The sequence below is a fragment of the Rhodospirillaceae bacterium genome, from assembly GCA_002746255.1.
In the GTDB taxonomy this organism is placed as follows: domain Bacteria; phylum Pseudomonadota; class Alphaproteobacteria.
In genome coordinates, this window is sequence record NVWO01000003.1 from 99,171 (window position 1) to 115,833 (window position 16,663).

The window sequence follows — 16,663 nt, forward strand, 5'->3', positions numbered from 1 at the left end:
CCCGATGAGCACCGTCCGATGAACGTCGCGGTTGTTGATTATGGTTCCGGCAATCTGCGTTCGGTGGCCAATGCGCTGGCCAAGGCCGCCCGCGAAGCGGGGCTGGACATGGCTATCGAGGTGACGGCTTCGGCTGCGGACGTTGCGCGCGCAAGCCATGTTGTGCTTCCGGGCGTTGGCGCCTTTGCCGATTGCCGCGCCGGGATCGCCGGCATTGCCGGCATGTCGGCGGCGTTGCGCGAGGTGGCCATCGAAAAGCGCCGGCCTTTTCTTGGCATTTGCGTCGGCATGCAATTGATGGCGGGTTTTAGCAGTGAACATGGCCGGCATCCGGGTTTCGGCTGGATCGAGGGCGAGGTGACGCCGATCATGCCGAAAGACGCAGGCTTGAAAGTGCCGCATATGGGCTGGAACGAATTGCAGCTGGAAGCGCCGGATCACCCGCTTTTTGAGGGCATTGCAAACGGGGCCCATGCCTATTTCGTGCACAGCTATGCTCTGGCGCCCGCCCATGGCAACGAATTGCTGGCCAGCGTCGATCATGGCGGCCAGATCACCGCCGCCGTTGGCCGGGACAATCTGGTTGGCACCCAGTTTCACCCGGAGAAAAGCCAGCGGGTGGGCGCGACGCTGCTTGCCAATTTTCTGCGTTGGCGGCCCTAGGCGATGATCCTTTATCCAGCCATTGATCTAAAGGGCGGGGAATGCGTGCGTCTGTTGCAGGGCGACATGGAAAAAGCCGTGCGCTTCAATGACAGTCCGGCGGCCCAGGCGAAAAGTTTCAAGGCGTCTGGTTTTTCCCGGCTCCACCTTGTCGATCTTGATGGTGCCATTGCGGGCCGGACGATCAATGGCGACGCCGTGCGCGCCATTTTGGACGCGGTTGATTTACCGGTGCAACTGGGCGGCGGCATTCGCGACATGGCGACCATCACCGCCTGGCTTGAAGGTGGCATCGCGCGTGTCATCCTTGGCACCGTCGCCCTTGAAGACCCGGAACTTGTCCGCGAGGCGGCGCGCCGCTTTCCAGGGCAAATTGCCGTCGGCATCGATGCGCGCGACGGCCGTGTCGCCGTTCGGGGGTGGGTGGAAGCCACCGATGTGACGGCGCTGGATCTTGCGCGCCGTTACGAAGATGCCCATGTCGCGGCCATTATTTATACGGACATCGCGCGCGACGGCATGATGCGCGGCGTCAATGTTGATGCGACGGCAGCCCTTGCCGACGCGCTTTCCATTCCCGTGATTGCGTCCGGTGGTGCCGCCTCTCTGGCGGACATAACAGCCCTGCAGGAAAAGGCATCTTGCGGCATTGAAGGCGTCATTCTGGGCCGCGCCCTTTACGATGGACGCATCGAACCAAAGGAGGCCCTTAAAATTGCAGGCGGCGCATCCCATGCTTAAGGCGCGCGTCATTCCCTGCCTCGATGTGAAGGATGGCCGCGTCGTCAAGGGAGTGAATTTTGTCGATCTGGTCGATGCCGGCGACCCGGTTGAACAGGCGGCGTTTTACGACAGCGAACAGGCGGACGAGCTTTGCTTTCTCGACATCACCGCGTCCCATGAAAATCGCGAAACGATTTACGACATTGTGACGGGCACGGCGAAACGGTGCTTCATTCCGCTTACCGTTGGCGGCGGCGTGCGCGAAACGGAAGACGTTCGTCGTTTGTTGCTGGCCGGGGCCGACAAGGTATCCATCAACACCGCCGCCATTGTTCGACCGGAATTCGTCGCCGAAGCGGCGCAGCGTTTCGGCACTCAATGCATCGTTGTTGCCATGGACGCGAAACGGGCATCGTCGGGGGAGTACGAAATTTTTACCCATGGCGGGCGCAACGCGACCGGGATTGAGGCGGTTGGATGGGCGCGCCGGATGGCAGAGCTTGGCGCGGGCGAAATTCTGCTGACGTCGATGGATCGCGACGGCACGCGCCAGGGGTTTGACATCGGCCTCACCCGCGCTGTTGCCGACGCGGTTTCGATCCCCATCATTGCGTCCGGCGGCGTCGGCAATCTCGACCATCTGGTCGAAGGCATTCGCGACGGCCATGCGGCAGCCGTCCTGGCGGCGTCCATCTTTCATTTTGGTGAGCATTCAATTGGGGCGGCGAAGGCCCATATGGCGGCGGCCGGAATTCCGGTGCGGCCGATGGAATTTTCATGAGGGCGGCTTTTCTGACAAGAATGAAGAAACCTGCTAGGAAACGCAGGTCTTGCGCGCCCACACCGGGGAGAATTTCCGATGGCGGTACCCGATAACGAAAAGACGCTCACTGAACTTTTTGCGGTGATCGAAAGCCGCAAAGGTGGGGATGCTTCGCGCTCTTACACGGCGAAGCTGTTCGCGGGCGGCATCGACAAAATGGCTGAAAAACTTGGCGAAGAAGCGGTTGAAACGGTGATCGCCGCTGTCAAGGGCAGCCAAGCCGAATTGGTCGGGGAAAGCGCCGACCTTCTTTATCACCTTCTTGTGCTGTTGGCGGCGAAGGGCATCACTCTGGAAGAGGTGATTGCCGAACTTCGTCGTCGCGAAGGCATGTCCGGAATTGACGAGAAGGCCGCCAGAAAAAAATAACCGATCGGGAGGGCCTGGGCGATGGCGTATGATCTGAACAACGTGTTTGCAAAAATCCTTCGCAAAGAAATTCCCTGCGATAAAATTTACGAAGACGAATTTGCGCTCGCCTTTCGCGACGTTAATCCCCAAGCGCCGACCCATGTTCTGGTCATCCCAAAGGGGGCTTACGTGTCGATGGCAGATTTTTCAGAGGCCGCCACGGATTCTGAAATCACCGGCTTTTTTCGCGCTGTCGGCCAGGTGGCACGCGATCTGAAAGTTGAAAACGCCGGCTACCGCATCCTTGCCAATCATGGCGTGGACGCGCATCAGGAAGTGCCGCATTTTCATGTGCATCTTTTTGCGGGACGGAAACTGGGCTCGATGCTTGCACAGCCCAAAGGCTAGGGCGCGTGGCGGTCCCGGGTGGTGGCCTGTCACAGAAATTCTATCCATCTTTTTGATCGCCGGATTCTTCGTAATCCACCGGGGTGCCGGAAAGAATTTTTCGCCCGGTAAACAACGCGGAAACCAAAGAGCCACCCTCACGAATTTCGGTGACGATGACAGCGGCAACATGGGCAACAATCACCGCCAGCAGCCCGTAGAACACATAAACATGGGTTGTGATGACCGGGTCCCGAAACGCGCGCATCTCTTGATAGGCCTGCATGTTGTAGGTGTCTTTGGCGTATGGCATCAGGCTTGCCGGATCGACGCCATCTGCGGCGATCCACTCGGCGATCCAGTGGCCGAAGGGCGGATAGAAAATATCCGTTCCGGCAAGGATCAGGCCGGCGGACGCTTGGGTCACAAGCAGAAGAAACAGGACGGCGACGCTTAGGCGGCCGAGCGGATTATGTCCCAGATACCGGTTGGGGCGCTTGTTGGAGAAATCCGCCGCGTAATCGCGGACGGAACGAACATAGCCAGCACCACCGGGAAGGATGCTGCGCCAGCGCGCGTAACGGTTTCCCATAAATCCCCAGATGATTCGAATGGCAAGATTAATGGCAAAGACATAGCCAACCCAGACATGGGTTTCTTTCAGAAGGATTTTTCCCGGCGTGGAAACGCCAAGAATTTTGGCGTTGAGAAGAACGATCCCGATGCCCATGAGTCCCACAATCGCCAAGACGTTTATCCAATGGAACCACCGCGTTGGCCGGTCCCATACGGCATAAGCCCGCAACGGTTTTTCATTCATGTTTCTGATGCTCCCATTGTCAGTCCGGGACCCGGCAAGATGGTGCCGCCCATCTACTCATAACCGTAGTGCATTGCGGTGTGATCGCAAATATCCTCGGTCCGCAACTTGGGCCCGCGCCCTCGGTTTGCGATCTGGGCCGAACGGTCTTGGCCGAAAGGTTAGACCGAGGGCAAAAGCGGATTTCTTCCCGGCACGATGCGGCGGTAACTTAGCGCCTCGGCGATGTGATGGCGAAGGACGCCGTCGCGGCCTTCAAGGTCCGCCAATGTGCGCGCGACGCGCAACACCCGGTGATAGCCGCGTGCCGTGAGGCGCATTTTTTCCGCTGCCTCTTTCAGCAGAGCCCGGCCTGCTTCGTCGGGGGCGGCGATCGCTTCCAGAAGCGTGCCGTCGGCTTCGGCGTTCAGGCGAATGCCGTCGGCTTTGGCCTGTTTTTTGTAACGCGCCGTGGCAATGGCGCGCGCGGCCAGCACGCGCTCGCGCACGGTGGCCGACGGTTCGGCCGCTGCCGGTCGGCCAAGGTCGTCGGGTGAAACGGCGGGCACTTCGACATGAAGATCGATGCGGTCGAAAAGCGGCCCGGAAATCTTTGCCTGATAATCGGCGGCGCATTTTGGCGCCCGCCCACAATCCTGGCCGGGGTCGCCGAAATAACCGCAACGGCACGGGTTCATCGCGGCGATAAGCTGGACCCGGGCCGGATAGGTCACATGCGCGTTGGCGCGCGCGATTGTGACTTCGCCGGCTTCAAGGGGCTGGCGCAGGGCTTCAAGGGCCTGACGGGAAAATTCCGGAAATTCATCCAGAAAAAGAACGCCGTAATGGGCGAGGGAAACCTCTCCCGGACGCGCCTTGCTGCCGCCGCCGACAAGGGCCGGCAGGGAGGCGGAATGATGGGGGCTGCGAAAGGGCCGCTGGCGTGAAAGACGCTTGCCCTTCAACGTGCCGGCCACACTCTGGATCATGCTGACGGCCAGCGCCTCGCGCGCATTCAAGGGCGGAAGAATACCGGCAAGCCGTTGGGCAAGAAGAGATTTTCCAGAACCCGGGGGGCCGACCATCAGCAAATTATGCCCGCCTGCGGCGGCAATTTCCAGCGCCCGCCTGGCGGTTTCCTGGCCTTTGACATCGGCCAGATCCGGATAGCGTTCGTCGTTTTCGGCAAGCTCCGCCCGGGGCGGAGTCAGCACCTGGCTGCCCTTGAAATGGTTGACCAGGGCGAGCAGGTTTTCCGGTGCCAGCACATCGACCCCTTCCGCCCAGGCCGCCTCCGGCCCGCAGGCGGCGGGACAGATGAAGCCGTAGCCCCGAACCGCCGCCGCGATGGCGGCAGGCAACACGCCGGCGACGGCGCTTAACCCGCCATCCAAGGAAAGCTCGCCGATCGCCAGAAAACTGGCGACTTCTTCCTTGGGCAGGACATCCATGGCGGCAAGAAGGGCGAGCGCGATGGGAAGGTCAAAATGGCTGCCTTCTTTCAGCAGATCGGCCGGTGCCAGATTGACGATAATGCGCTTTGGCGGCAGGGAAAGCCCCATCGATTCGAGCGCGGCGCGCACGCGCTCGCGGGATTCAGCCACCGCCTTGTCGGCAAGCCCGACGATCGTAAAGGCGGGCAGGCCGTTGGCGATCCGGACCTGAACGTCCACGTCCTTTACGTCAATGCCGTTGAAGGCCACGCTTGCTACCCGGGCAACCATTGATGCCCCCGGTCTTTGCCGCATGCCTTCCGGTCTGTCCGGTTCATTCCGCCTGCCCGCCCCGGCCCAGGGCGGCATGGCGCGCTTCAATCGCGTCCCAGATTTGTTTCTCGATGGTGACGTTGTCAAAACGGTTGATCTCGCGAATGCCGGTTGGCGAGGTGACGTTGATTTCGGTCATGCAATCGCCGATGACATCGATGCCGACAAAAAGAAGGCCGCGATCGCGCAGGGTTTCGCCGATGGCTTCACAGATAAGATGATCGCGTGCCGTTAGCGTTGCTTTTTTTGCAACACCGCCAACGTGCAAATTCGAGCGCGCTTCGCCTTTTGGCGGCACACGGTTGACGGCACCGACCGGCACGCCTTCGACAAGAATGATTCGTTTGTCGCCATCGCGAACCTCGGGAAGGTAGCGTTGAACGATGACCGGTTCGCGATAAAGCTCGGTGAACAATTCCAGCAGCGCGTTCAGATTTTCGTCTTCCGGCGAGATGTGGAAAACGCCGCGCCCGCCATTTCCGAAAAGCGGTTTTAGAATGATGTCCTTCTGTTCTTTGCGGAAAGCGAGAATTTCTTCCCGATCGGATGTAATCAACGTGGGCGGCATCAGTTCCGCGAAATGCGTCACGAATAATTTTTCCGGCGCGTTGCGAACCTCGGTCGGGTTGTTGACGACAAGCGTTGTTGCCATCAGATGTTCAAGCAAATGCGTTGCCGTGATGTAGGCCATGTCGAAAGGCGGGTCCTGGCGCATCAGCACGACGTCGATCGGGGCAAGGTCGATGGAACGGGCTTCGCCGAAGGTGAAGTGGTTTCCTTTTTCGTAACGGACCTGCATCGGGTGCGCGCGCGCAACAACCCGGCCATGGCGGAAGGTCAGGTCCTGGGGAAGGTAATGAAAAAGGGCGTGGCCACGGCGTTCGGCTTCGACCGCCAACGCAAACGTGCTGTCGGCGTCGATGTCAATTCCCTCCATGGGGTCCATCTGGATGGCGACGGCAAGGCTCATGGCGGTTCAGTCCTGTTTTGGCAGTGGAAGGTGGAAGGATAGAAAAGAATGGCCGCCGGCGCCAGTTGCGCCAAATGCCGGTTTTTAAGGGGTCTTTCGTCGCGGATCGTCTTTCAGGATGACATGGCTGATGATTTTTTCGACATATTCGATGTCGCGGGCGGTTCGGATAACGCGGTCAAGTTCTTCGCGGTTCTGGGCGATGCCAAGGATGTAGATGACGCGACCGACCGTTTCGATCGAATAATTAATGGCTTCGATTTCCTTATCGAACATGATGCGTGTGCGAATCTTGGTGCTGATCCAGCCGTCGCGAACGCTGTCCAGGAAGGCTTCGTCCGGTGCGACGTGCAGTTCGTTGATGACCTCGCGGGTTCCTTCTGCTTGCCAGGCAAGGCGCACGGCGTCGGCCATGGCTTCCGGGTTGGGCACGATGCCCATCAGAAGAACGCGGCCTTCATGGACGCTGGTGCTGACGCGGCGGAAAAGGCGAAAATCCTTATCCAGAAGCGCGACGTTGATTTTGGTGTGCAGGGCCGCATCCGCAACCGTGCCGCCAAGGCCGCGTTCTTCGGACGCGGCGACGGCCGTTCCGGCGCCGGCGCCGGTGGCAAGCCCCACCACCGAACAGGCGGAAAGGCCAACATGGCCCAGAAGAAGAACGGGCAGAAGGTAAAGAAAAAGACGCCGCATGAAAAATCCGCCAATGAAAACGGGAGGGTTGCGATTTCGTGGCCGCAAGGATGTCCGCCCATCTAACGCCCTAAAAGTCCTTTCGCCAAGCGTCCTTCACATGGTGCGGCCAGGGAGCGCGACCGATCAGCATCGCATCGAAGCGGATGGCGATATTTGTTGCGCCAGGTGCCAGATTTGGCCGTTGGCTCAGGAAATGTTCGGCGGCACGCGTAAGGCGGGCCCGTTGTTTTGGTCGCAGGGCTTCGGCGGCGGCGGCTACGCTTGCGCGCGCTTTGATCTCGACGAAGACAAGGGTGCGGCCACGGCGCGCGACGATATCCAGCTCGCCCACGGGGGTGCGGTAACGCTGGGCCAGAATGCGATAGCCCTTGCAGCGCAAGATCCAGGCACAGAGCGTTTCCGCGCGGCGGCCAGCGCGTTCGGCCTTGCGGCCGCGTTGCGAACGCGCCGGGCTCGGCACGCGCGTTATTTCCTTCCGGTCAGTTCGAGGGCAAGGGCATAGACTTTGCGCCGCGCGCATCCCGTTTCCAGGGCAACAGCGTCGGCGGCATCGCGGAGGCTTCCCCGGTCAAGCATTGGCTTGAGGCGTTCGCGCAAGGCATCATCCGACAGCGTGTTTGCGGTCGCCGCTGGTGGGCCGATGGCAAGCACGACCTCGCCTTTCGGCGGCCCGGCCTGGGTGTAAAACGCCGCCAGTTCTTCAAGGGAACCCCGGCGCACTTCTTCATAGAGCTTTGTTGCTTCGCGGATGACGGCGGCCTCTCTTGTGCCAAGGATGTCGGCGAGTTGACGCAAGGTCGCGGCCAGACGTCGCGGGGATTCGAAGAAAAGAAGCGTCGCAGCGAGGCTCGCGACACGCTCAATCTCGCCCCGCCGGGCTTCGGCCTTCACCGGCAGGAAGCCGCCAAAGAAGAAGCGATCGGGCGGCAGGCCGGAAAGGACAAGGGCGGTGATGACGGCGGAAGGCCCGGGAAGAAAGGTCAGCGGAATGTCTGCGGCGATTACGTCGCGGACAAGCTTGTACCCCGGATCCGAGATAAGGGGCGTTCCGGCGTCGGACACAAGGGCGATGGTTTTTCCAGCGGCAAGCTCGCGCAGCAGGCGCGGGCGCATTCGGGCGGCGTTGTGGTCGTGATAGACGACGCGTTTGGTGTCGATCCCATATTTGCGGAGCAATTTGCCCGTCACACGCGAATCCTCACACGCGATGCTGTCGGCCTCGCGCAAGGCGTCGAGGGCGCGGGAGGTCATGTCGCCTAAATTGCCGATGGGGGTCGCAACAAGAAGCAGGCCCCCCCGTTTACTTCCATCGGGCTGAGGGCTAGCCTTGGCGGAGCATTCGATGCTTTTTTCAGAGGCCTTCCGTGGGTTTTTCCGCCGTTTATCCCCTTTGCCGGAACCGTCTTTTAATCGGGGCATGCCTGATCGCCTTGCTTGTGCTGATGGCCGGATGCGGCAGGGTATCGAATGGGTATCCCGGCGCGCAAGGGGGGCGCACCTTTCCTGATGCGCCGCCGCCGAAAAGTTCGCCCTCGACGCCGGTTCAGGAAGCGCCGCTTCCCATTCCCAGCGAATATGACCGGACGCGCAGCGAGGATGTCTCTCTGAGAGAGACGACAACGGCCATCGCCTCGCTCAGTCAGGGGTCGCCCCTAAAGGGCGCCCCGCGCCGTGTTCAGGCCGCGCCGGCGGCAAAGGCGCGCCAGCGTATTGCCATCCTGCTGCCGCTTTCGGGACAAAATGCGGTTCTTGGAAAGGCCATGTTGAACACAGCTCAGATGGCGCTTTTCGATTTGGCGGGTTCGAATTTTGCGCTGCTTCCCTTCGACACGAAAGGCACGCCGCGTGGTGCCGCCACGGCGGCGGAAGCCGCCTTTGAAAGCAACGTGTCTCTGATTCTCGGGCCGCTGCTTTCGACATCCGTATCGGCGATCAGCGACGCGGCGCGCGCGCGCAACATCCGGGTTGTCGCGTTTTCGACGGATCGAAGCGTTGCCGGGCGCGGGATTTACACCATGGGCTTTCTTCCGCGCACCCAGGTCGAACGCGTCGTTACCTTTGCACACAACAAGGGCCTTTCGCGTTTTGCGATCCTGTCGCCCCGGAATGCTTATGGCTATGCGGTTGTCGAGGAATTGCGCCGCGCCGTTGAAAAGGTGGATGCGGTTGTAACGCGGGTTGTTTTTTATGATCCGGCGGTGGCAATGGACACCAAAAAACTGTCGGAAATTGTTCGCGACCTTGCCGATTACGATTTGCGCGCCCACGCCCTGAATGAACACCGCGTCGAGCTTGAAACCCTGGACGATGAAATTTCCAAACGGGAACTGGAGAGACTCAAAGGGCAGGAAACCCTGGGCGACGTTGATTTTGACGCGGTTCTGCTACCGGTCGGCGGCGATCACCTGAAAAGCATCGCCCCGTTGCTGTCCTATTACGACGTCGATCCGAAGAAGGTTCGCTTTCTTGGAACCGGCCAGTGGGACGATGCGACGATTGGAACCGAGCCGACCCTGGTCGGTGGCTGGTACGCCACGTCCGGCCCTAAGGAATGGGAACGCTTCGTTCGGCGTTACGAGGATCGTTTTCAGGCCGCGCCGCCGCGCCTTGCCAGCCTGGCGTATGATGCGACCGCGCTCGCCGCCGTGCTTGTCGGCACGGGGACGTCCCTGGACGATTTTTCGCTGACCGTGCGTGGCGGCTTTGCCGGTGTCGATGGTATTTTCCGGTTTCATCCGGACGGCCTGGTCGAACGTGGCCTGGCGGTGTTGCAGGTCGGCCACCGTGGCCCGCGTGTCGTCAGCCCGGCACCGGTGAAATTCACCGACGGCTAAGCCACCGGCTAAGCCGCGCTTAACAATCTTTCCAGCACGGCGTTCAGCCGTTGCCGTCCGCGCGGCGTCGCGCGCAGGCCCGCCGCATCAAGGACAAGAAAATCCCCGGTGATGAGAGAGGCCAAGGCTTCACACGGGAATGCCGCCTCGATTTCAAGGCCGGTCTGTCGCCGGAACGTGTTGCGCGAAAGGCCCTCGCGAAGACGCAAACCCATCATTGTCAGTTCCGCAAGCCAGGCGTTGCGCTCAAGGCCTTCCACCGCTTCGCAGCCGTGACCCTGGCGTTCGACGGCTTCCAGCCAGCGTTCCGGAAGCCGGATGTCGCGGGTGGTGGTACGCGCTTCGTCAGGCCGGCGACCGCCGTGGCGGCCATGGGCACCGGGGCCGATGCCGATATATTCACCGCCGCGCCAATAGGTAAGGTTGTGGCGGCATTGTGCCCCGGCACGCGCATGGTTGGAAATTTCATAGGCCGGCATGCCCGCGTCTTCCAGCATCGCTTGGGTCGTTTCGTAAAACGCCACCATTGCCGGTTCGCCCGGCAACGGCAGGGCACCTTGGCGTTGCTGCTGGAAGAAGGCGGTGCCGGCCTCGATCGTTAATTGATAGAGGGACAGATGATCCGCCGCCAGCGCCAGCGCCTGACCAAGCTCCGCTCGCCAATCGGCCGGTGTCTGTTCCTGGCGGCCATAGATGAGGTCGAAGGAAATTCGCGGAAAGGTTTTTCTGGCCCATTCCAGGGCGCGGAGCGCCTCGCGCACATCGTGTTCGCGGCCAAGGAAGCGCAGCGCCTCTTCACGCAGGGCTTGCACGCCAAGGGAAAGTCGGTTCACGCCGGCTTCGGCGAAAGCCTGGAAACGGGCCGCTTCTGCCGAGGTCGGATTCGCTTCGAGGGTGATTTCCAGATCCGGGTCCGCAGGCCAATGGGTTTTTGCGCGCGCGATAAGTCGCGCGACGGTTTCCGGAGCCATCAGCGATGGCGTGCCGCCGCCGAAAAAAAGGCTGCCCAGGCGACGCCCCGGCATTTGTCCGGCGGCGTGATCCAGCGCGTCCAGCAGCGCGCGTTCCCAGCGCCCGGCATCGATGCGATCGCGCACATGGCTGTTAAAATCGCAATAGGGACATTTTGAGCGGCAGAAAGGCCAATGGATATAAAGCGCGAGGGGTGGTTCCCCGGTCACGGCTTCGGAGGCCTGCGCGCTCACGTTTAAAAACAGGCCGCGATCAATTTTTGAAAAGCGGCTGCCCGGTGGCTGATGGCGTGTTTTTTGTCAGCGTCCATTTCACCGAAGGTAATTTCATAGCCATCGGGCATGAACATGGGGTCATAGCCAAACCCGTTTTCGCCGCGAAGCGGCCAGACAAGCGTGCCTGAAACCGCGCCTTCAAAGGTTTCGCAATGGCCGTCGGGCCAGCAAAGCGTCAGCGCGCAAACGAATTTGGCGGACGCATCGGGATGGCCTTCTATCATTTCGTGGACCCGGCGCATCGCGTCGCTGAAATTTCCGCCCGGCCCGGCCCAGCGCGCCGAACGCACGCCGGGACGGCCATTTAGGACTGTCACGGCAAGGCCGGAATCGTCGGCCAGGGCAGGCAGGCCGGTGGCGGTGGTTGCGGCCATCGCCTTTATTTCGGCATTTTGGGCGAAGGTGGCGCCGGTCTCCGGCGGCGCTTCCAGCCCCAGTTCACCGGCAGACAGCACGGTGACGTGGTAGGGGGCCAGCAAGGCGGAAATTTCGCGCACCTTGCCGGAATTGTGGCTGGCCAGCACCAGCTTTTCTTCGCGGAAGGGGCGTGTCACCGGTGGTCAGTCCAGGCCAAGTGCTGCGCGCTGGTGGCGGGCAAGCTCGCCGACGCCCTTTTCGGCTAAGGCCAGCATTTCCAGGAACCGGGCCTGGGGGAAGGGTTTGTCCTCGGCGGTTCCCTGAATTTCAACGATCGCGCCCGATGCGGTGAGAACGAAATTTGCGTCGGCTTCCGCGGTGCTGTCCTCGGCGTAGTCGAGGTCGAGGATGGGCGTGTCTTTCCAAATGCCGCAGGAAATGGCGGCAAGCTGATCGTACAGCGGGATTTTTTCGATCGCGCCGTTTTTCACCAGCAGGTCGCAAGCCTGGTAAAGCGCGACATAGGCCCCGGTGATCGCCGCCGTCCGTGTGCCGCCATCGGCCTGAAGGACGTCGCAGTCGATCCGTATCTGGCGTTCGCCAAGGGCTTTAAGATCGGTCACCGCGCGAAGGCTGCGGCCGATCAGGCGCTGGATTTCGTGGGTGCGTCCGGATTGCTTGCCCCGGGCGGCTTCGCGGTTGCCCCGCGTATTGGTGGCACGCGGCAGCATGCCATATTCGGCGGTGACCCAGCCCGTGCCCTGGTTGCGCAGGAAAGGCGGCACCCGGTCTTCGATGGAAGCCATGCACAGCACCTGGGTGTCGCCGAAATGGGCCAGACAAGACCCCTCCGCATGTTTGCTGACGGCAGTTTCCAGGCGAATGGTGCGAAGCGCATCAAGGGCGCGGCCGGATGGGCGCATGGGTTCGTCCTTCTATCAAAAATGGGTCAAAAAAGCAGGGTGCTGGGCAAAAAAGCAGACAGGCGGCCAAGCTAGCCTGCAAAAGAAGGGGAAGTCCAGTTTTTGGCCCCCGGCTTCCGATTTTTGCTCTGCGTTGACGCTTGGGGGACGGCTTACTAGATTTAAGGCTTCAAAAATCCAGATGGTTCGCCTATGGCCGAGAACATCGCTGACAACAGCAAGCTGGCATTCGTCGAATTAAACGCGCGCAGCCGAGAGATTTTTAGCCACATCGTCGAAGCCTATGTCGAGACAGGCTCGCCGGTTGGTTCGGCGGTGCTGGCGCGGATGTTGCGCGTGCCGCTTTCCTCGGCGACGGTCCGCAACGTGATGGCGGAACTTGAAATGGCAGGGTTGCTGTATTCGCCGCATATTTCCGCCGGGCGATTGCCGACGGAGGCGGGTCTGCAGCTTTTCGTTGACGGTATCCTTGAAATTGGCGGGTTGAGCGAGACGGAATGCCGCGACATCGAGCGGCAATGTGCGCCGGAAGGGCGCAGCATGCAGGAGCTTCTGGAAGAAGCGACCCAGGCGCTGTCGGGCCTTTCCTGCTGTGCCAGCCTGGTGGTTGCGCCAAAGACGGAACGCGCGCTAAAGCACATTGAATTCGTTCGGCTTGGCCCTGATCGCGCCCTTGTTGTCATCGTGACGGAAGATGGCACCGTGGAAAATCGTATTCTTGAACTGCCGATTGGCCTGCCGGCGTCCGCCCTGGTCGAGGCGACGAACTATCTCACCGCCCGGCTTGTGGGCCGGACCTTTGGCGAGGCGCAGGCGGAAATCCTGGAAGAAATCCGTGCCCAGCGCGCGCAGCTGGACACGCGGACGTCTCGGGTGGTTGCCGCCGGGCTGGCCACCTGGGCGGGCGGGGAAGGCCGGGGGTCCCTCATTGTTCGCGGTCAGGCGCGGCTTCTGGAAGACGTCACTGCGGTTGAAGAAATCGAAGGAATCCGCGCGCTTTTCGATGCGCTCGAACGAAAGGAAATGCTAAGTCGCTTGCTTTCGCTTTCCCAAGATGCGCAGGGTGTGCGCATCTTCATCGGTTCCGAAAGCGAACTCTTTGGCCTTTCGGGTTGTTCCATGATCGTCTCGCCGTTTCGCAACAGCCGCCAGCAGATTGTTGGCACCATTGGCGTTGTCGGCCCGACGCGGATCAATTATGCGCGGATCATTCCGATGGTAGATTACACCGCCCAGTTAATCGGGCGCTTTGTCGGCTAACATTTTATTGGATAAGAACGGTCGCGATTGCTTGAAATGATGAAACCAGACGAAAACGAAACACCGCCATCAGACAATATTCCGACCCCGGAACCGGCCCGGACGGGCACGCAAGAAGCATCCGACGCCATCCCGGCATCGGACGCCCCGCAAGATGCGGCGGCGACCGAGGAAGAAAACCCCACTGCCGATCTTGAAGGCGAGCTTGCCGAGGCGAAGGACCAATTGTTGCGGACCCTTGCCGATATGGAAAATCTGCGCGCGCGCACCACGCGTGAACAGGCGCAGACGCGCAAATTTGCCATTGCCGATTTTGCCCGGGCGATTTTAAGCGTTGCGGACAATCTGCGCCGCGCCACGGATCTGGCGCCAGACCCGGAAAGCCTGTCAGACCCACGCCTGAAACCGCTGGTTGAAGGCGTGACGATGACGGAAAAAGAGCTGTTTGCCATCCTTGAGCGGCACAACATCAAGGAAGTCGCGCCGATGGGCGAAAAATTTAACCACAATTTGCATCAGGCAATGTTCGAGGTGCCGACCGCGGATGCGGCGCCCGGAACCATCGTCGAGGTCATGCAGATCGGCTATGTGCTCCACGATCGCCTGCTGCGCCCGGCGATGGTCGGCGTTGCCAGGCCACCGGCGGAAGGTGAAGACAGCACCAAGCCTGCGCCTCGGGTGGATACGGAGGCGTAAGCGCGTTCACTTTTTGTCCCGGTTTCCGCGCGGCCCGGCAAAAAAAGCGGCGGCGGTGGTTGCCGCCGCAGAAATCACACCTTATATATCCAGCATATATCCAGCGACCAATTCCCGAAAATGTTAAGGGATTTCACGATCCTGCATATCACGGGTCGAAACGGGGGCCATGAGGGTGCCAATTGTGGCTCTCTGGGTTCGCCAGCGAAGAAGAGGAGACCATGGGCAAAGTCATCGGTATTGATTTGGGGACCACGAATTCTTGTGTCGCCGTTATGGAAGGCAAGAACGCGAAGGTCATCGAAAACGCAGAGGGCGGGCGCACCACCCCGTCCATGGTGGCATTCACGGAAGACGGCGAACGTCTTGTCGGTCAGGCGGCAAAACGTCAGGGCGTGACCAATCCGAAAAACACCTTGTTTGCGGTCAAGCGGTTGATCGGGCGCGCCTATGACGATCCGACGACCCAGGAAGACAAGACAATGGTCCCCTACGAGATCGTGCGCGCCGACAATGGCGATGCCTGGATCGAGGCTCGTGACGAGCGTTACAGTCCAAGCCAGATCAGCGCCTTCATTCTTCAGAAAATGAAAGAGACGGCAGAAAGCTATCTTGGCGAGGAAGTCACCCAGGCGGTGATTACGACGCCGGCCTATTTCAACGATTCCCAACGTCAGGCAACGAAGGACGCCGGCAAAATCGCCGGGCTTGAAGTGCTGCGCATCATCAACGAACCAACGGCGGCTGCCCTTTCCTACGGTCTTGAGAAGAAGGATTGTGGCATAATTGCCGTTTACGATTTAGGCGGCGGTACGTTCGACGTTTCCGTTCTGGAGATTGGCGACGGTGTTTTCGAGGTGAAGTCAACGAACGGCGATACGTTCCTTGGCGGCGAAGACTTCGATAAAAACATCATCGATTACCTTGCCGACGAATTTAAAAAGGACGCGGGCATCGACATCCGCTCGGACCGTCTGGCGCTTCAGCGTTTGAAGGAGGCTGCGGAAAAAGCAAAGATCGAACTTTCCAGCGCCATGCAGACGGACGTAAACCTTCCCTTCATTACGGCCGACGCGTCGGGGCCAAAGCATCTGAACATCAAATTGACGCGCGCCAAGCTCGAAGAACTTGTCGATCCGCTGGTTCAGCGCACCGTTGGGCCGTGCAAGGCGGCGTTGAAGGATGCCGGTCTTAAGGCATCTGACATTGATGAAGTTATTCTTGTCGGTGGCATGACGCGGATGCCGAAAATCTACGACATCGTTCAGCAGATCTTTGGCCGGGAGCCGCATCAGGGCGTAAACCCCGATGAGGTCGTTGCCATCGGCGCCGCCATTCAGGCCGGCGTTCTGCAGGGCGACGTAAAAGACGTGCTGCTGCTTGACGTCACGCCGCTTTCCCTTGGCATTGAAACCCTGGGGGGCGTCTTTACGCGTCTCATTGACCGCAACACGACGATCCCCACGCGCAAGAGTCAGACGTTCTCGACGGCCGAGGACAATCAGACGGCGGTGACGATCCGTGTGTTTCAGGGCGAGCGCGAAATGGCCTCGGACAACAAATTGTTGGGTCAGTTCGACCTGGTAGGCCTTCCGTCGGCGGCGCGCGGTACGCCACAGATCGAAGTGCGTTTCGACATTGATGCCAACGGCATTGTCAATGTGTCTGCGACGGACAAAGCAACCGGCAAAGAGCAGACCATCCACATTCAGGCTTCGGGCGGCCTTTCGGATGAGGACGTCGAAAAGATGGTTGCGGACGCAGAAAGCCATGCCGATGAAGACAAGGAAAAACGCGCACTTGTCGAGGTGCAAAATCAGGCGGAAGTCTTGCTCTATTCGACGGAAAAAAATCTGAAAGAGTATGGCGAAAAAATTCCGGAAGAAGATAGGTCCGCCATCGCGGGCGACCTTGAAGCGTTGCGCGACGTAAAGGACGGCACCGATGCCGACGCAATCCGTTCGGCGGTCGAGAAACTGGCCCAGTCCGCGATGAAGCTTGGCGAAGCGATGTACAAGGACAGCCAGGAAGCGGAAGGTGGCGAGATGCCGGAAGGTGGCGAGATGCCTTCGGGCGAAGAGGCGGCGCCAAAAGAAGACGACGTCGTGGATGCCGACTTCGAGGAGGTCAAGGACGAGAACGAAAAGAAAGACTAGCCGTTCGGCGCT

General features: G+C 60.4%; 18 protein-coding genes. 9 read left to right on the top strand and 9 right to left on the bottom strand.

Features of this window, described 5'->3' with window-relative positions; translation table 11 throughout:
* Positions 1 to 18: 18 nt before the first annotated feature.
* From COA65_03375 to COA65_03395, 5 genes are all read left to right on the top strand, one after another.
* The gene (locus tag COA65_03375; GenBank protein ID PCJ60740.1) at positions 19 to 663 is read left to right on the top strand and encodes an imidazole glycerol phosphate synthase subunit HisH; all 645 of its coding nucleotides are present in this window, start codon (positions 19 to 21) and stop codon (positions 661 to 663) included.
* A gap of 3 nt (positions 664 to 666) precedes the next feature.
* On the top strand, positions 667 to 1,404 hold the full coding sequence (hisA, locus tag COA65_03380; protein ID PCJ60741.1) for a 1-(5-phosphoribosyl)-5-[(5-phosphoribosylamino)methylideneamino]imidazole-4-carboxamide isomerase: 738 nt from the start codon (positions 667 to 669) through the stop codon (positions 1,402 to 1,404).
* A complete protein-coding gene (locus COA65_03385; protein PCJ60742.1) occupies positions 1,397 to 2,167 on the top strand; it encodes an imidazole glycerol phosphate synthase subunit HisF in 771 nt (256 codons plus the stop codon). Before hisA ends, COA65_03385 begins: the two co-directional genes overlap by 8 nt.
* Before the next feature lie 78 nt (positions 2,168 to 2,245).
* Positions 2,246 to 2,578: a phosphoribosyl-ATP diphosphatase gene (locus tag COA65_03390; GenBank protein ID PCJ60743.1), complete on the top strand. Its 333-nt coding sequence runs from the start codon at positions 2,246 to 2,248 to the stop codon at positions 2,576 to 2,578.
* 21 nt (positions 2,579 to 2,599) lie between these two features.
* Positions 2,600 to 2,968, top strand: a complete 369-nt coding sequence (locus COA65_03395) for a histidine triad nucleotide-binding protein (GenBank protein PCJ60744.1) — start codon at positions 2,600 to 2,602, stop codon at positions 2,966 to 2,968.
* 40 nt (positions 2,969 to 3,008) lie between these two features.
* On the opposite strand, the gene COA65_03400 is transcribed toward COA65_03395, so the two are convergent.
* The 6 genes from COA65_03400 to rsmI form a co-directional block, all read right to left on the bottom strand.
* Positions 3,009 to 3,767 (bottom strand): cytochrome B, encoded by a 759-nt coding sequence (locus tag COA65_03400; GenBank protein PCJ60745.1) that lies wholly within the window; start codon positions 3,765 to 3,767, stop codon positions 3,009 to 3,011.
* 161 nt (positions 3,768 to 3,928) lie between these two features.
* The gene (locus tag COA65_03405) at positions 3,929 to 5,470 is read right to left on the bottom strand and encodes an AAA family ATPase (GenBank protein PCJ60803.1); all 1,542 of its coding nucleotides are present in this window, start codon (positions 5,468 to 5,470) and stop codon (positions 3,929 to 3,931) included.
* 43 nt (positions 5,471 to 5,513) lie between these two features.
* Positions 5,514 to 6,482 (bottom strand): glutathione synthase, encoded by a 969-nt coding sequence (locus COA65_03410; protein PCJ60746.1) that lies wholly within the window; start codon positions 6,480 to 6,482, stop codon positions 5,514 to 5,516.
* A gap of 84 nt (positions 6,483 to 6,566) precedes the next feature.
* Entirely contained in the window at positions 6,567 to 7,223 is a 657-nt protein-coding gene (locus tag COA65_03415; protein PCJ60747.1) for a phospholipid-binding domain-containing protein, read from the bottom strand.
* Between the two features lie 22 nt (positions 7,224 to 7,245).
* Positions 7,246 to 7,698 (bottom strand): hypothetical protein, encoded by a 453-nt coding sequence (locus COA65_03420; GenBank protein PCJ60748.1) that lies wholly within the window; start codon positions 7,696 to 7,698, stop codon positions 7,246 to 7,248.
* A complete protein-coding gene (gene rsmI / locus COA65_03425; GenBank protein ID PCJ60749.1) occupies positions 7,644 to 8,597 on the bottom strand; it encodes a 16S rRNA (cytidine(1402)-2'-O)-methyltransferase in 954 nt (317 codons plus the stop codon). Before rsmI ends, COA65_03420 begins: the two co-directional genes overlap by 55 nt.
* Between rsmI and COA65_03430 the strand changes: the two genes are divergently transcribed.
* Entirely contained in the window at positions 8,543 to 10,012 is a 1,470-nt protein-coding gene (locus COA65_03430; protein PCJ60750.1) for a penicillin-binding protein activator, read from the top strand. The two genes, rsmI and COA65_03430, sit on opposite strands and share 55 nt — an antisense overlap.
* A gap of 8 nt (positions 10,013 to 10,020) precedes the next feature.
* On the opposite strand, the gene COA65_03435 is transcribed toward COA65_03430, so the two are convergent.
* The 3 genes from COA65_03435 to COA65_03445 are packed head-to-tail and all read right to left on the bottom strand — an operon-like array spanning position 10,021 to position 12,539.
* A complete protein-coding gene (locus tag COA65_03435) occupies positions 10,021 to 11,193 on the bottom strand; it encodes a coproporphyrinogen III oxidase (GenBank protein ID PCJ60804.1) in 1,173 nt (390 codons plus the stop codon).
* Positions 11,194 to 11,219: 26 nt separating this feature from the next.
* Positions 11,220 to 11,813, bottom strand: coding sequence for a non-canonical purine NTP pyrophosphatase, RdgB/HAM1 family (gene rdgB / locus COA65_03440; protein ID PCJ60751.1), 594 nt, complete (start codon positions 11,811 to 11,813; stop codon positions 11,220 to 11,222).
* Between the two features lie 6 nt (positions 11,814 to 11,819).
* Positions 11,820 to 12,539, bottom strand: coding sequence for a ribonuclease PH (locus tag COA65_03445; protein ID PCJ60752.1), 720 nt, complete (start codon positions 12,537 to 12,539; stop codon positions 11,820 to 11,822).
* Positions 12,540 to 12,731: 192 nt separating this feature from the next.
* On the opposite strand from COA65_03445, the gene hrcA reads away from it, so the two are divergent.
* From hrcA to COA65_03460, 3 genes are all read left to right on the top strand, one after another.
* A complete protein-coding gene (gene hrcA / locus COA65_03450) occupies positions 12,732 to 13,799 on the top strand; it encodes a heat-inducible transcriptional repressor HrcA (protein ID PCJ60753.1) in 1,068 nt (355 codons plus the stop codon).
* Between the two features lie 39 nt (positions 13,800 to 13,838).
* Complete coding sequence (locus COA65_03455) at positions 13,839 to 14,495, top strand: nucleotide exchange factor GrpE (protein ID PCJ60805.1); 657 nt, start codon at positions 13,839 to 13,841, stop codon at positions 14,493 to 14,495.
* 221 nt (positions 14,496 to 14,716) lie between these two features.
* A complete protein-coding gene (locus COA65_03460) occupies positions 14,717 to 16,651 on the top strand; it encodes a molecular chaperone DnaK (GenBank protein PCJ60754.1) in 1,935 nt (644 codons plus the stop codon).
* Positions 16,652 to 16,663 lie beyond the last annotated feature (12 nt).

Bases quoted from the DNA above. Each gene is read 5' to 3' on its own strand.
- COA65_03385 (PCJ60742.1), top strand. From the start codon at position 1,397: ATGCTTAAGGCGCGCGTCATTCCCTGCCTCGATGTGAAGGATGGCCGC.
- COA65_03400 (PCJ60745.1), bottom strand. From the start codon at position 3,767: ATGAATGAAAAACCGTTGCGGGCTTATGCCGTATGGGACCGGCCAACG.
- hrcA (PCJ60753.1), top strand. From the start codon at position 12,732: ATGGCCGAGAACATCGCTGACAACAGCAAGCTGGCATTCGTCGAATTA.
- COA65_03395 (PCJ60744.1), top strand. From the start codon at position 2,600: ATGGCGTATGATCTGAACAACGTGTTTGCAAAAATCCTTCGCAAAGAA.
- COA65_03445 (PCJ60752.1), bottom strand. From the start codon at position 12,539: ATGCGCCCATCCGGCCGCGCCCTTGATGCGCTTCGCACCATTCGCCTG.
- COA65_03460 (PCJ60754.1), top strand. From the start codon at position 14,717: ATGGGCAAAGTCATCGGTATTGATTTGGGGACCACGAATTCTTGTGTC.
- rsmI (PCJ60749.1), bottom strand. From the start codon at position 8,597: ATGCCCCGATTAAAAGACGGTTCCGGCAAAGGGGATAAACGGCGGAAA.
- COA65_03405 (PCJ60803.1), bottom strand. From the start codon at position 5,470: ATGGTTGCCCGGGTAGCAAGCGTGGCCTTCAACGGCATTGACGTAAAG.
- hisA (PCJ60741.1), top strand. From the start codon at position 667: ATGATCCTTTATCCAGCCATTGATCTAAAGGGCGGGGAATGCGTGCGT.
- COA65_03455 (PCJ60805.1), top strand. From the start codon at position 13,839: ATGAAACCAGACGAAAACGAAACACCGCCATCAGACAATATTCCGACC.
- COA65_03420 (PCJ60748.1), bottom strand. From the start codon at position 7,698: ATGCGCGCGGCGCAAAGTCTATGCCCTTGCCCTCGAACTGACCGGAAG.
- COA65_03390 (PCJ60743.1), top strand. From the start codon at position 2,246: ATGGCGGTACCCGATAACGAAAAGACGCTCACTGAACTTTTTGCGGTG.
- COA65_03410 (PCJ60746.1), bottom strand. From the start codon at position 6,482: ATGAGCCTTGCCGTCGCCATCCAGATGGACCCCATGGAGGGAATTGAC.
- COA65_03375 (PCJ60740.1), top strand. From the start codon at position 19: ATGAACGTCGCGGTTGTTGATTATGGTTCCGGCAATCTGCGTTCGGTG.